Consider the following 14,878-nt stretch of genomic DNA (forward strand, 5'->3'; position numbering starts at 1 on the left):
AGCTGGACTACATCACGAAGTCATTATTCCAGCAAACTGCTTTATGATGGATCGATTTTCGGCATCGGCTAGAACAGCCAAATAAAAGTCTCTTTGATACGGTTCAAAACTATCAATGATCTGGACGCGGCCTGCCTTAGCTGCCGGCAATGCGGCTAGTTTTGAAATAAAGCTAATACCAAGTCCTGCCTCAACTGCAGCAATCACTGATTCAGTGCTTCCGATTGAAACAGCTGTTTTCAAATCTTCAACCGAAAATCCTTTTTCAGTGAGATAGTCCTCCATCATCTTTCTAGTCCCAGATCCCTCTTCCCTCAGCACAAATTCAAACTGTTGCACCTGGGCAAAATCCGGTCGTGGCGCATGGAGCAATGGGTGGCCGTTTGGCGCAATCAAAACGAGAGAGTCCGAGGCGATTGGCTTGCATTTGATTTGCTTCGATTCGATTTCCATTCCAATGATGCCTACATCCACCTGGTGGTTCTGCAGTTTATTCAGCACTTTCTTTGAATCACCTATTTCAATCCTGACTTCTACCTTCGGATAGAGGCTGCGGAATTTCTTGACCCACCCTGGAAGCAGATAGGTCCCGGGAATCGTGCTGGCTCCGATTGTCAAAGTACCAGTCAAGGTGCCCTGGAATTCCCCAAGTTCGTCTTCGAGTATTCTCCATCGGTTTGCTATGTCCTTCGCAGCCGTATACACAAGCATGCCCGCGGGTGTGGGACGGATTCCTGACACGCCTCTGTCAAGCAGCTCGAATCCGAGGTCTTCTTCAAGGCTCTTGATCTTGAGGCTGACTGTTGGCTGAGAACTTTTCAGCGCAGCTGCTGCTTCAGAGAAACTATTTTTTTCAACAACCATTATGAACGCTTCGAGCTTCTTAAGATTCATAGTAATGACTCCATCTTAGTTCCGACTTATCTATTTCAATTTTAATACGGAATATCCTTTTTGGGGAAAGATATTTAATAAAGTAAAAATTAACAGGTTAATTAGTATTGACATATTATTATCTGAATATTAATATAGTTCTTGTAAATGATTTCAGAATAATAAAATCGATGAAGAGAACACGTCTTTTATAAAACTGATCCACAGAGAGCCGGTGCTATGCTGCAAGCCGGTGTTCAGGTTGTAGAAGAACATCATCTCCGAGATGCAAAGCTGAATCCAGTAAGCTTTTGCCGGCTTGTCCGCCGTTAAATGGAACACGTATGATGGTACGTTGATGAGAGCCGCATGTTTTTGCGGAATCAGGGTGGTAACGCGAGCATAACTCGTCCCTACTTATAGGGACGAGTTTTTTTATTTTTCAAGCCATAACATTCCGTTCCGAATTTCCTATACTCTCAGTGCCAAAACATTATATTAGGAGGAGAAAAGGATGGGAAGCTTAAGAGGAAAAGAAACACTGACAATCGGTCTAATGTTATTTGCATTATTTTTTGGGGCAGGAAATTTAATTTTCCCTCCTTTTTTAGGACAAGAAGCTGGAGCTAATTTTTGGCCGGCAATGCTTGGTTTCGTAGTGACAGGTGTAGGGCTGCCTCTGTTGACCGTGGTTGTCATTTCGATGGCTAAGGATGGCATCCAGGAAATCGGCTCACGGGTTCATCCTTTGTTTGCAGTTGTTTTCAGCGCAGCTGTCTATTTATCGATAGGGCCATTCTTCGGGATCCCGAGAAGTGCCAATGTCGCTTTTGAAATGTCAGTCAAGCCATTCATGGCTGAGTCAGGGTCTCATCCAATGGCCCTTCTGATTTTTACAGTCGTATTTTTCGCACTTGTATATTGGGTTACATTAAATCCTTCAAAAATGGTTGAACGGATTGGCAGCATCTTGACGCCTGTTTTGCTTGTTGCCATCGTCCTGCTGGTTCTGGGAAGTATTTTCAAGCTTGACGGATCGTTTGGAGAGGTCTCAGAAAAGTATGCCGTTGCTCCATTCGCCTCCGGATTCCTAGAAGGATATCTGACAATGGATACAATTGCAGCCTTGGCATTTGGAATCATCGTAGTTGGAGCAGTCCAGCAGAAAAAAACGCTTGAACGCAAGCAGGTTGTCAGGGAAACATTGAAAGCCGGCTTGATCGCTGGTATTGGCCTGGCTTTTGTTTATATTACTGTAGGGCTGCTTGGAGCTAAAATGGCTTCATACGGCACATATGATAATGGCGGAACTATTTTGACGGAAGCTGCGAAAATGATGTTTGGTGATCTGGGAATGCTGCTGCTCGGACTTATTGTAACGTTGGCATGCTTTACAACGGCAGTCGGTCTTGTAGCTGCCACGAGCCAGTTCTTTGCAAAAATGATGCCTAAGGTTTCCTATAAAACCTTTACACTGGCAGTTACATTGGTGAGCTTGTTGATTGCAAACCTGGGCCTTAACCAGATCATCTCTATTTCAGTACCGGTATTGATCGTTCTGTATCCCATCACCATCGTTCTTGTCGTCTTATCCTTCCTTGACCGTTTCTTCAATGGATCACGCGGGGTATATGTCGGGGCTGTCTTTGCAGCAGCGATGGTCAGTGTGATAGACGGATTGAAGACATTTGGAATTGAATCGGATGCCCTTGCTTCTTTACTAAAATCGCTTCCGCTCTCCGCTGAAGGACTTGGCTGGGTCCTGCCTGCTTTGGTTGGCGGTCTGGCCGGATGGGCATTTGATAAGCTGATTTTATCGAAAGATGGCAAAAAAAATCTAAAGCCGGCTTCAGAATAAAAACAAAAAGCGCAAGCGCCTCGTTCAGCCCCGACAAGCGCTGGAGGGCCGACCGGTGAAGTCGTTCTTTGACTTCACCTGAGCGAACCGAAATCGAAAAGTATAGGCGACTGTCCAACTCCGACAAGCGCTGGAGGGCCTGACAGTGAAGTCGTTCTTTGACTTCATTGGCAGGACCGAAGCGTCTCGAGGAGTTAGGAGCCGCAGCTAGACAAGCGACTCGAGGGGCTAGGCGCTGGAGCTGGATTAAGAATATTACATGTAGTTAACCACAACTAAACAATTTTAGAAATTCCTATACAATGAAAAAGCTGTGCGGAGAAATTCTCTGCACAGCTTTTTTTAATGGTGAGGTTATTGATTATTCAACGCTTCCCATTCTGGACGCAAGATGCCCATTGCGATCCGGTCATGGATTTTCCCATCCCGGTGCACGGCCTGCCTCATCCTTCCTTCGATCTGGAAGCCTGCTTTTTGATAAGCCCGGATGGCTCCTTCATTATATTCAATAACGTCAAGTCCTACCCGGTTTAAATTTAGTTCATGGAAAGCATAACGCAGAATTAGCTTCAGGGCATCCGACCCATATCCCTTGCCCCTGTCTTTCGCTTCGCCAATCCCGATGGCCAGCATTCCAGCCCTGTTGTTCCACTCGATGCTGTGGATGACGACAAAGCCGATCAGCCTGTCATCCTCAATCGTCCTTAAGCGGAAATAGAAGCTATTCGGACTTGGTTCACCCTCATCTTCAAAACTCTGCTGCGGTCTTGGCCGAGCAATGTCTGTATCTACATTCCGAAGGTAATCAGGATCCTCATCCCACGCAGCGATGATTTCGGTATCTCCGTCCCTTTTTGCTGTAAGCTTCAATAATTTTCCGCGAAAAAGATTTACTGTCATTTTATTAATCTCCTATTCTATTATTAAATTCACCTCTACATCTGAAAAAGCCAAGTTATATGTACGCAATATTCTATCCCCTTTATGTTTGATATCTCTATCTTAAGTTGCTGTTTTAATTTTGGCAATATTGCATCACGTGAAATTTATTACTTGAACAATAGGATAAAACATATTGATATATTACAAAATCATTTCTCCTGCATTTCATCCATCTCAGTTACCCGGTAAATTTCCATATAAATTCAATTCAAAACGAATTTTACCCAGTTAATACACATTTAACCACGAAAACTTTTCACTATATTACAATAACTAATTCAAAAGTCTTAGTTTAAATTTCTTTTTTTACAACCGATTACTTAAGAACCAATTTTGATTTCTATGTCAATCGCTTCCATTAATCGGAGGTATCGTTTCCATTGTTGTAAGCATAAGACATCTGGGACTTTTGACTGTATGCCTTAACTAGTATATACAGGTGTTGACGCTACGCTAAGTCACTAAAGTCAGAGAGGTGAAAAAAATTGAATGGAGAGTTGTTAACATGAGACCTATGAATAGCACGCTCAGAGTGTTCGTCATTATAAGCACAGTTATAATGCTTGCACTTTCAGCTAACTTAACGTCTGCCTTTGCAGCTGTTACACAGCCAGAAGCAGATACTCCTTTAAATAAGGACAATCTGCAAAAGCTTTCAGCTCAAAGCATCAAAAAATTGGACAACGGTGTTCAATTTGATTTAGGAGATTACAATGCATTTATCCGTATTTTTTCAAAGGACCTAGTAAAAGTATCGATCTTAAAAGATGGACAGAAAGATGGACAGAAGGAAGAGTATTCCCCAGCCATCAAAAGGCAAGATTGGAAGACTCCTAGATTCAGTACACAGGATGGTAAAAAGGAATACACTATTTCTACTGATGAACTAACAATCAAAATCAGCAAAGCACCATTTGGTGTTAAGTTTTTAGACAAGCAAGGCAACGTGATTAACGAAGATTACCTGCAAAACGGAGCTGGTTCCGGTTATGAAAACGGCAAGCCTTATGTTTTCAAGAAAACGGAAAAAGGCGAAAACTTCTATGGTTTCGGCGAGCAGGCTGGCTTGAACTTTAACCAGCGCGGCGAAAGCATCGGAATGTGGAACACGGACGCTTATTCATATAACAAAGATACAAAGTATGTTTACACTTCTATTCCTTTCTTCATGGGATTGAAGGATAAAAAAGCTTACGGAATTCTTTTTGATAACTCATACCGCTCATACTATGAAATGGCGAGCGAGTCAGATGATTACTATTACTTCTATGCAAATGGCGGCCCGCTGACATACTACTTTATGAACGGACCTGAGATTTCTGATGTATTAGATATTTATACAGAGTTAACAGGTAAAATGGACCTGCCAGCAGAATGGACACTGGGTCTGCACCAAAGTAAATGGGAATATCAAGCAGACGAAATCGTGAATGTTGCGAAAACATACCGTGAAAAGAAAATCCCTTTAGATACAATGCACTTTGATATTGACTATATGGATGGCTATCGTGTCTTTACATGGAGCGAAAAGTATAAGCAAGCTTTAAAACAATTGAAATCAATGCCTGGATTCCACGCAATAGCGATTAATGATCCAGCTGTTAAAAAAGATGAAAACTACCGCCTGTACCAGGAAGGCACAAAAAATGATTACTGGGCGAAAAATGCTGATGGAACTCCATTCATCGGTCCAGTTTGGCCTGGAGATTCCGCTTTCCCTGACTTCTCTAAAAAAGAGGTTCGCGACTGGTGGGCAAAAAATCACGACGTACTATTCGATGCTGGAATTGATGGCGTATGGAATGACATGAATGAGCCAGCTGTATTCCTAGATGGCCCTGAATACAACCATACAATGCCTTTGAATTCTTATTTCGGCTATGAAAATGATAAGAAATTGCATACTGAGTACCACAATCTATATGGACATGATGAAGCTGAAGCAACTTACAACGCTTGGGCTATGCATAAGCAAAATGAACGTCCATTTGTTTTAACTCGTGACATGTTTGCCGGAACACAGCGCTATGCTGCTCTATGGACTGGCGACAGCGTAAGCAACTGGGAACACCTGCAAATGTCGATCCCAATGAACACCAATATTGGTCTTTCAGGTGTTTCATTCGTAGGGAATGATATCGGCGGTTTCGCTAAGCGCCCAGACGCTGAATTATTCGCTCGCTGGATGCAAGTTGGTGCATTCCTGCCATTCTCACGTATCCATTATGATAGTGATGCAAAATCTGAGATCAAACAAGGCCAGGAGCCTTGGGCATTTGGTCCAGAAGTTGAAGAAATCTCTAAGAAATATATCGAAATGCGTTATCAGTTATTGCCTTACCTATATAATGCGTTCCAGGATTCTTCTGAAACAGGTAAGCCGGTTCAGCAGCCGCTTGTCTACCACTACCAGGAAGATGAGAACACATACAATATCAACGATCAATTCATGTTTGGTGATTCAATGATGCTTGCACCTGTTGTCACTCAAGGGCAGACTAGCCGTAATGTTTACCTTCCTAAGGGTGAAACATGGGTTGATTTCTGGACAAGCAAAGAATATAACGGCGGTCAGACAATCAAGGTGGATGCTCCACTTGCTCATCTGCCAATCTTTGTGAAGAAGGACTCTGTCATTCCTACTCGTGAAGTACAGCAGTATACTGGTGAAAAAGATCTTACGAATCTAGTACTGGACACTTACCTTAAAAATGAAGCAACATATAGCTTCTATGAAGATGATGGTAAATCCCTTGATCATACGAAAGGCGAATTCGATGTTACGGACTTCCATATCACGAAAAAGCATAACAAAATCGAATTCTCTAAATCTATGTCAACAGATAACTTCGATTCAGCAATCAAGCAATTCACACTTAAGCTAAATAATGAAAAGGCACCGAAGAAAGTTCAGGCAGCTAACAACATTTATAAGGCGGCTGCTTCCTTGGAGGCCATGACAGCAACAAAGCGTTCTTACTTCTATGATGCTGGCAAGAAAACTCTTTACGTAAACATTCCAGTGGAAGAACGTCAAAAAGTTCAAGTTAAATTTTAATAGATAAGAAAAAGGGACTAATCAAACGTTTGATTAGTCCCTTCTATTGCTTTTATGGCAACGATTAGCTATTCAAAAAGGCTGGTGAACCTATTATGAATCTAAAGAGTATATGGGCTCTTCTTTTCCTCCTTATGATCGGGGGATTACTCCTGATGATCGACCGGCCGGCTCCACAGAACCAGTCCCCTGCGAAAGACATGCGGAATGTTGCTGGTCTGTTTAACGATTTGCAGTCAGACAAATCCCGATACAATCCTGGTGAAAAAGTTATTTTCAGCCTGAGTACAGACGCTGAACCTACTAAAATTAAGGTCAGCTATTTTCATTTAAATAAGAAACTGAAAACAGAAACAATCACAAACAAACACTCCTGGTCCTGGCAGCCGCCTGATGATGATTTTAAGGGATATCTGGTTGAAGTGAAAATGACTGACGGAAATAAAGTCCAAACCGAGACAATCGCCGTGGATGTTTCAAGTGATTGGAGCAGGTTCCCTCGTTATGGGTTCCTGTCGGAGTTCAATGAGAAATCATCTGAAAAGGTGGAAAATATCATTGCCTCTTTGAATCGATATCATCTTAATGGCTTGCAATTTTACGATTGGCATTTTGAACATCATCAGCCTTTGAAAATGGACGGCGATACCCCTGCCACGGACTGGCAGGATGTAGCGAATCGGGATATTTCTCTTCAAACCATCCAGCAATATATCGATTTGGCACACGACCGGAACATGGAAGCAATGGCCTATAATTTATTGTATGGTTCTTTTGAAAGCCGAGGATTGCCGCATGAATGGCATCTCTTCAAAGACCGGGAACTGAAGGAAATCGACCAGCATCCCCTTCCTGAGCAATGGAAAAGCAATATTAATATCATGAATCTCACTAATCCGTGGTGGCAGGATCATATCATTGACCAGCAGCGGACAGTTTATAAAAATCTACCGTTTGATGGCTGGCATATTGACCAATTGGGTGACCGTGGCGAAGTTTTTAATGAATGGGGAGACCGCATCTCAATCGCCGATAGCTTTGCTCCTTTTTTGACAAAAATAAAAGACAATCTTCCTGATCAAGAAATCATCATGAATGCCGTCAATCAATACGGTCAAAAATCCATTTCGCAAGCCTCTCCTGCTTTCCTTTATACAGAGGTGTGGGATGAATACAAATTTTACAATGACCTGAAAAGAATATTGGATGAGAATGCCTCTTTGTCAGACGGTGGCAGCTCTGTTCTTGCCGCCTATATGAATTATCGGCATTCCGAAAAGCCAGGAAAATTCAACGAACCTGGCATCCTCTTGGCGAATTCGGTTATCTTTGCAAATGGCGGTGCCCACCTTGAGCTGGGCGAGCACATGCTGTCGAAGGAATATTTTCCGCATAACCAATTGAATGTGCCCGGGACTCTGGAAAAAAAGCTGATTTCTTACTACGATTTTCTTACCGCCTACGAAAACCTCTTAAGAGATCAGGTAAAAGAATCGAATGTCAGCGCAGCTTCAATAGAGGGCATCCCTTTGTCATTTAATATGGCACAGCAAAACAAGTTGTGGGTTCTACCAAAAGAGAAAGATCATAAAAAAATCCTTCACTCTATCAATTTCCTTGATGAAAATTCGATGGAATGGCGCGACACAGAGGGAAAACAGTCAAAACCAGCCACAAGAGAGGACCTCCGCTTCACCTATAAAGAAGCCCAGACAGTCAAAGCAGTCTGGCTCGCTTCACCAGACATCCAATCCGGAAGACCTGTATCGCTGGATATTGACCAAAAAGGAGGAGAAATTAGCTTCACCCTTCCTTCCCTCACGTATTGGAATATGGTGGTCATTGAGTAAGAATGAGAGCTAGATCTTAACAAATTAAGAAAAGCGCAAGCACCTTGGACAGATCAGACAATCGCTTCTGTTCTGACAGTAGTCGCTTCATGACTTCATTGGCAGGACCAAAGCAACCGACCGGTAGGCGTTGAGCTGGATAATTCCCGAAGTTAATTTTATACCTTTCTCCTTTTAAATAACGCCCAGAGTTAATTGCTCTGGGCCTGATTTTTTATAAGCATATTAAAATAGCTTTTATTTCATTACATAGGACATAGGCGTAAACCTAATGCCATTCACAATTTGCTCATTGTCTGTTTGAATAAAACCAAGTCGGTTATATACAGCAACTGCATATGGCGATGAATTAACGGTAATCTCACTGATCCCATCGATACTTTTACATGCTTCCTCAACTGCATTAAACAAACTTCTGGCAATACCCTGCCGATGATATTCTTTTTTAACAAAAAGCATGCTAATATGGTTCTTTCCCTTCGTCGCGATGACTCCTGCCAGTTCCTCATCCTCTTTCCAGCCCCAAAATGATACTTTTCCATCTTTATATTGCTCAATGTTAGAATGAAAAAATAAAAATTTTTGGAATTCTTCAATGCCTTGTTCAGAGTAATCCGGAGCGTCGAATTTCTGGAATACGGCCCACACTAGATCCAGTGCTTCTTTGATCTCTTCTTTTTGAAGCTGTACAATCCCCATCCTGATTCTCCTCCTTACTCTTTTATTCTATTCTTTCTCGACATAGGTTATCCTTGTTCACTCATAATCAGGTTCAGTTCTTGTAATGCCTTCAGACCATTACTTTGAATATTTTCTAAATATGCTTACTGATAAAAATCCTGCAAAACCGCTACCTTATCTAAATTCAAGGCTCTGTTAAAGCCCAATGTTGTTTTTAAAACCTGTTGATTGTAGTGGAAGGCGCGAAGACTCCTCAGAAAATGCTAACGCATTTCCTTCGTGCGTGGGCTGGTTCGAGGAAGCTCAATCAGTGTCCTGCGGGCTTAGCTGGTCAGGTGAGACCCCGCCGAGGAGGCTCAGCGCCAGCCCCGCGGAAAGCGAAGCGCCTGGAACGAAAATCAACTGCCTTATTTAACAGGCCAAATTCAAAAGACCGCCCTCTCGGACAGCCTTTTGCAATTTAAATCTATGCTCTTTTAAATGGCCACCAGTTTGCCTGGCCGAAGTTCTTTACCAATACCGGAATGAACAGCGGCAGCATGACAAACGCATATAAGAACAAGCCGACAAGAATGATCGATGCGATCTGGAGCAGTGACATCATTCCTGATGGCATCATTGCTGCGAATGTACCGCCCAGGATGATTGCCGCAGAAATGATAACTGTCCCCATCTTCTTCATTGACAGCAGCATTGCATCTGCAATGGATAGCTCTTTGTATTCATTGAATCGGTCCATCAAGAAGATGCTATAGTCAACGCCAAGAGCAACAAGGATGACAAAGGCAAAGAACGGAACGGCCCAGCTAATGCCTGAGTACCCGAGGATATCCACGAAGATTACCTCGTTAATCGCCATTGAAGTGTAGTACGTCAAAATCAATGATCCGATCATATAGATTGGCATGATGAGTGAGCGGAATAAGAACACAAGGATGATGCCGATTCCTAACAGCATCAGCACGACTGTACGGGAATAATCCTGCCCAGACATGGTATCAAGGTCAGCGTTCGTGCTCGTAATTCCTCCAACCGCAACGTCCGCGTTCTCGAGCTTCGTTCCTTTCGTTGCCCGGTCCACAGCAGCCTTGATTTCATCAACCTGTGCCATTGCTTCATTTGAATATGGATTCGCTTCGAAAATAACGTCCATTGTCATCACTTTGCGGTCCTCTGACATATAGACATCGAAAACCTGTGCGAATTCTTCATTTTCCAGGACGTCGGCAGGGAGATAAAAGCTGTTAGAATTAGATCCTGCCAGCCCTGACAAGTATTCCTGTGCAGATCCCAGTCCTTCTGAAACCTGGTTTAAACCTTCCGCACTTTTGCTCAGTCCATCTGTCAGCTGGCCAAGCTGGCCGCCGAGACCTCCAAAGCCTGCAAGCAGCTGCTGCTGTCCTGCATTGATCCCAGTCAGACCATTCGTCAATTTAGGGAAGTTAGCAACTATCTGACCCTGGCCATTCGCCAGCTGGTCCAAGCCCTGCTGCTGTTGTTCAATACCATCGATCAGCTGCTGGAGCCCTGGACCGAATTTTTCCTGTTCGGAAAGGGCAGTTGCAAATCCTGTGTTTGCCTGGGCCATGCCGCCGTTAAGCTGGGTTAGGCCTTGGTTTAATTGGTTGATCCCAGCCGATGTTTCAGTCAGTTTTTGTTGCAAAACAGCAAGTGTGCCTTTCAACTGCTGATAGTTTTGATCTGCTTTTAGACTTTCATCTCTATTTTCCAAATAACCAAAGAGCTTTTCATTGGTTTGTGAGATTCCGCCTGACAGCTGCGCTAATCCATCACCAGCTTTTTTATATCCCGCCTCAAGTTGGGCCAAATTGCCTTGCATTCCTTCATACCCATCTTGAAGCTGTTTATAGCCAGCAAGCAACTCTTCCGCACCTGCTTTCGCCTCTGCAAGTCCTGCTTTCAGCTGGTCAGATCCGGCAGAACCCTGGCGGATGCCATTCTCGATTTTCGCAAGGTTAGTCTGGATTTCACCAAGGCCCGATTTGATTTCTCCTGTTCCATTGATGAGCGCGTTGATGCCATCGGCTGCACCCTCTAATTCAGGAGCTGATTTTGAAAGCTCGCTCTCGGCTTCCTGCAAGCCTTCGCTGATTTTGTTGAGGCCATCTTTTCCTTCTCCAAGACCAGATCCGAGTGTTTCCGCTTGCTTCGAAACGAAGAAGTCTTCTATTGGTTCACCTGTCGGCCTTGTGACGGAACGGACTGTATCGACCAAATCTACCTTCTCTAATTCCTGGCTGATTTTCTCGGCTATTTCGATATATTCAGTTGAATCCATTCTTTCGTCATTTTTCAAAATGACTTGCGTTGGCATGGATTCCCCTGGCCCAAAGCTGTCTGCAATCGCATTGAAGGCCCTGATTGAGTTCACATCGCCGCCGATTTCATCCAATGAGTTATAGCTTAGCTTTCCGTCATAGGCAATCAGGAATGGAACGCACACAGCAGCAACAATCAACAAACTAAGGAACGGGCGTGCCAGTGAAAAGCTGCCGACAGTCCCCCAGAGTTTGCTTTCGCCATGCTCTGCACTTCTCTTCGAAGGCCAGAATATCTTTTGGCCTAACACTGCCATGAAGAATGGCACGATCGTGAATAATCCGACCAGCAGCATCGCGACTCCAATCGCTACGGCAGCAGCCGACTGATACAGGATGAACTGTGAGAATCCAATTGCAGCAAAGCCGATCATCACTGCTACGCCGCTGAAGAACACTGTACGCCCTGCGTTTTTGTAGGTTGCGATAATGGCCGCAGCTACACTTTCATTGTGAGCAAGCTCTTCCTTAAAGCGGCTGAGCAATAAAATACAATAATCTGTTCCAATACCGAAAAGTACGGCAACAAGGAAAATCTGCGTGTAGTTGGAAATCGGAAAATCGACTTTATCCACTAGCATCGCGACGATAGATTGAGAGACAAGGTAGGAGAATCCTACTGTCAAAAGCGGAATCACTGGCGCGATCACTGACCTGAATACGAGAAGCAGCACGACAAGGATAAACACAACCGTGATGCCCTCTGTTTTCTTCAACCCTTCCTCAGAGCTGTTCATCAAATCTTCGTTGATGAGCCACTGGCTTGTGTAGTAATAATCTACATCAACATCCTCAATCGTTTCATAGAGAAGTTTGCTGACTTCACTCGGTTCGCGCTCATTCCAGCTGACCGTTACCGATGCTAAAATCGATTTCCCATCTTCGGATACGAGTTGTTCCTCCAGGCTCTCTTCATTGAAGTGAGTGAGGATGTCCGTAATTCCGATTTTCTCACTATTATCTTCAAGCTCGCGGATCGCTTTCTCCGCTTCCTTGATTTCAGCCTGGGTCAGTTTCTTCTCATCATGGAAGACAAGCGCAACCTGGGTTTCATCCCCGCCGCCTTCCTGCTTCCGGACGTCGTCCATGATTTTCCCAGCTAAAGTGGACGAGTATTCATCCGGAACGGTAATCTGACCTTTTTCCCGAACTAATTCCGCCATATTCGGCGCAGCCAAAAACAATCCTGCAGCAATCAATATCCATGCGAGGATGACAAACCATTTCTGTTTAATTATGAAGTACATGGCTATTCCACCTTACTCTTTCTTTCTGTTAAAATTTCATTCAGCTTGTCGAACGTCTTCAGGAACTGGACGACTTCACTCTGATCAAATCTTGTAATAAAAGATTCTACCAGTGCCTGGATCCGTTCCTCCGTCTTCAGGAACAATTCATTTCCTTTGTCAGTCAAGGTTAAGTAGACGACACGGCGGTCGTTTTCATCGCGAGTCCGCTGAATCAGCCCTTTTTCCCACATACGGGTAATGATTGCGGTAATCGCACTTTTCTTTACATCAAATACTTCAGCAAGCTCAGAAGAGGTACATGTGCCAACCTTGTTGATATACCTTAATGTGTAATGCTGGTCGTTCGTCAAATCCGATCCAATCTGCTCTTTTACAAGACCCTCGGCGATTTTGTTAACTGAAAAAGACACATTGATGTAATGATCCACCAATTCCTTGATCGATTTTTCACACATATTTATATATTCACCTCTCGAAAAACTTATTCATTCGTTTAACTGTTCAACTATTTAACTATTAACCTTTTTAACTTTAATACTCTTGGTTTTTGATGTCAATATTTTTTACGAAAAGAAAAGACTGCCCTTTTATGGACAGTCTTAGAAACTAGTCTGTTGATTTCCATTCCAGGCGCTTCGCTTTCCACTCCAATCAACAGGATTTAATAAGTTAGAGTGGTAGAATGCAAAAAATGAGACTATCCGTCAACAATCTGAGGCAGCCACAATCTTAAAACGTATTATAAATGTTTTCGCACTCGGCACCTGTTGGTTCATAAAAACAGTGAAGCTTGAAGCGCCCGACAAGCGGCTGGTTATACCACGTAGGAGGACAGTCACCTGGCGGCCTGAAATACCACAAGGCGAATTTGGACGGCCATATCCTTTCTCCTTTGATAGCCCGTCTTGCCAGTCTCTTTTCTGATTCCCTTGCCCGCTGATAAAAGTACCCTTTTTGCACTGCCTCAAAAGCATGCTCCTGATAGACCATTTGCGGAATGGTCCGCAAGTTTTTAAAATCAGAACAATTCGCCCTGATCCGATTGATTCCAACATTGCCCACCATCAGCATCCCCTGCAGGCCTTCACCCTCAGCTTCCGCTCTTAACAGTCTCGCCAGCAAATTCAAGTCCGCTTCTGTATGCTTTACTACTGCCATGGCATAACCTCCACCATTTTTTTAGCTTTTTCATAAAAATTGAAAATAAGCTTCCCCATTACGATGAGGCTACACTCCTTCATTACTAATCATATTTTCTGATGGCTCGGGCTATACGGATTTATTTTGGGTTCCTTTCCGTCTGTTTAAACCCTGCCCACTTTAACGAATACTCCCGTTTTTGTATAAGATGTTAGTGGAATCAAAGGACGGCGATCTTTTATGGAAAACGAACAGAAAGAGCTCTTTGGTGCCTGGGTCCAGGCGAGCGGAACAATACTTGCGGCGGTTGGAAGTACTCCATTTAAACATTTTACTGAGAGCCAGCTGACAAGCTTCAACCTTTGGGGAAACGTCCTGCAGGCAACCGGGAATTCAATTATGGCCGACAGCGAAGAACATTACACATTGAATAAAATCGGCAATCAAATTCAGGCGCTTGGAAATGTGACAGTTGTTGCCGGGATCGTTCTTGATTTGGATGAAGTTACGGCACAAAACCTGGATATTAAAGGCAACCTTATGCAGGCAGCCGGCGGCAGTGCCGCACTCTCGGAGACTCTGGGAGAACCCCCATCTACAGAGATATTCTATGCTTTTTATGGAAACATACTTCAGGTCATCGGAAATTCCATGCAAGCCATAGCCGGCATCATTGAGCTGAGCGGAGGCGAGGGCGAAAAAATCAATACAGCCGGAAGCTGGATCCAGGCTGCTGGGTCCGTTATCCAGGCGATCGGGATCAGCAAAAAACTTCTGGATGAAACTGGTGATAAAGCAGAAAAATTTTTGTTTCCTAAAGTTATGTAAGGGTGAATTTAAAATGTTTTTCAAAAGTTATACAGCAACTGAGGATATACGATGAAGAT

At 43.6% G+C, this 14,878-nt stretch carries 10 protein-coding genes and 1 other annotated feature; of the genes, 4 read left to right on the forward strand and 6 right to left on the reverse strand.

Going from position 1 to position 14,878, the window contains the following annotated elements; translation table 11 throughout:
- Positions 1-12 precede the first annotated feature (12 nt).
- On the reverse strand, positions 13-894 hold the full coding sequence (locus M3204_RS03185; protein ID WP_251478474.1) for a selenium metabolism-associated LysR family transcriptional regulator: 882 nt from the start codon (positions 892-894) through the stop codon (positions 13-15).
- A gap of 161 nt (positions 895-1,055) precedes the next feature.
- Positions 1,056-1,291: a binding site (T-box leader), on the forward strand.
- 96 nt (positions 1,292-1,387) lie between these two features.
- On the opposite strand from M3204_RS03185, the gene brnQ reads away from it, so the two are divergent.
- Entirely contained in the window at positions 1,388-2,731 is a 1,344-nt protein-coding gene (gene brnQ / locus M3204_RS03190; RefSeq protein ID WP_251478477.1) for a branched-chain amino acid transport system II carrier protein, read from the forward strand.
- Between the two features lie 354 nt (positions 2,732-3,085).
- Here the strand turns inward: brnQ and M3204_RS03195 are convergent, their stop codons facing one another.
- Positions 3,086-3,631, reverse strand: coding sequence for a GNAT family N-acetyltransferase (locus M3204_RS03195; protein WP_251478479.1), 546 nt, complete (start codon positions 3,629-3,631; stop codon positions 3,086-3,088).
- Between the two features lie 547 nt (positions 3,632-4,178).
- Here M3204_RS03195 and M3204_RS03200 point away from each other — a divergent pair.
- Together M3204_RS03200 and M3204_RS03205 are read left to right on the forward strand one after the other, a co-directional pair.
- Entirely contained in the window at positions 4,179-6,731 is a 2,553-nt protein-coding gene (locus tag M3204_RS03200; RefSeq protein WP_251478481.1) for a glycoside hydrolase family 31 protein, read from the forward strand.
- 95 nt (positions 6,732-6,826) lie between these two features.
- A complete protein-coding gene (locus M3204_RS03205; RefSeq protein ID WP_251478483.1) occupies positions 6,827-8,581 on the forward strand; it encodes a glycoside hydrolase family 66 protein in 1,755 nt (584 codons plus the stop codon).
- A 237-nt stretch (positions 8,582-8,818) separates the two neighbouring features.
- On the opposite strand, the gene M3204_RS03210 is transcribed toward M3204_RS03205, so the two are convergent.
- The 4 genes from M3204_RS03210 to M3204_RS03225 all read right to left on the reverse strand — a co-directional run bounded on the left by M3204_RS03210 (position 8,819) and on the right by M3204_RS03225 (position 14,009).
- Positions 8,819-9,280 carry a GNAT family N-acetyltransferase gene (locus M3204_RS03210; RefSeq protein WP_251478485.1) on the reverse strand — a complete coding sequence of 154 codons (462 nt, stop codon included), beginning with the start codon at positions 9,278-9,280 and terminating at the stop codon, positions 8,819-8,821.
- 448 nt (positions 9,281-9,728) lie between these two features.
- Entirely contained in the window at positions 9,729-12,848 is a 3,120-nt protein-coding gene (locus M3204_RS03215; RefSeq protein WP_251478487.1) for an MMPL family transporter, read from the reverse strand.
- A gap of 2 nt (positions 12,849-12,850) precedes the next feature.
- The gene (locus M3204_RS03220; protein WP_251478489.1) at positions 12,851-13,306 is read right to left on the reverse strand and encodes a MarR family winged helix-turn-helix transcriptional regulator; all 456 of its coding nucleotides are present in this window, start codon (positions 13,304-13,306) and stop codon (positions 12,851-12,853) included.
- A 274-nt stretch (positions 13,307-13,580) separates the two neighbouring features.
- Positions 13,581-14,009, reverse strand: a complete 429-nt coding sequence (locus M3204_RS03225) for a cell wall hydrolase (RefSeq protein ID WP_251478491.1) — start codon at positions 14,007-14,009, stop codon at positions 13,581-13,583.
- Between the two features lie 222 nt (positions 14,010-14,231).
- On the opposite strand from M3204_RS03225, the gene M3204_RS03230 reads away from it, so the two are divergent.
- On the forward strand, positions 14,232-14,819 hold the full coding sequence (locus M3204_RS03230) for a DUF6944 family repetitive protein (RefSeq protein ID WP_251478494.1): 588 nt from the start codon (positions 14,232-14,234) through the stop codon (positions 14,817-14,819).
- Positions 14,820-14,878 lie beyond the last annotated feature (59 nt).

Source organism: Mesobacillus subterraneus, assembly GCF_023715485.1.
Lineage (GTDB): Bacteria > Bacillota > Bacilli > Bacillales > Cytobacillaceae > Mesobacillus > Mesobacillus subterraneus_B.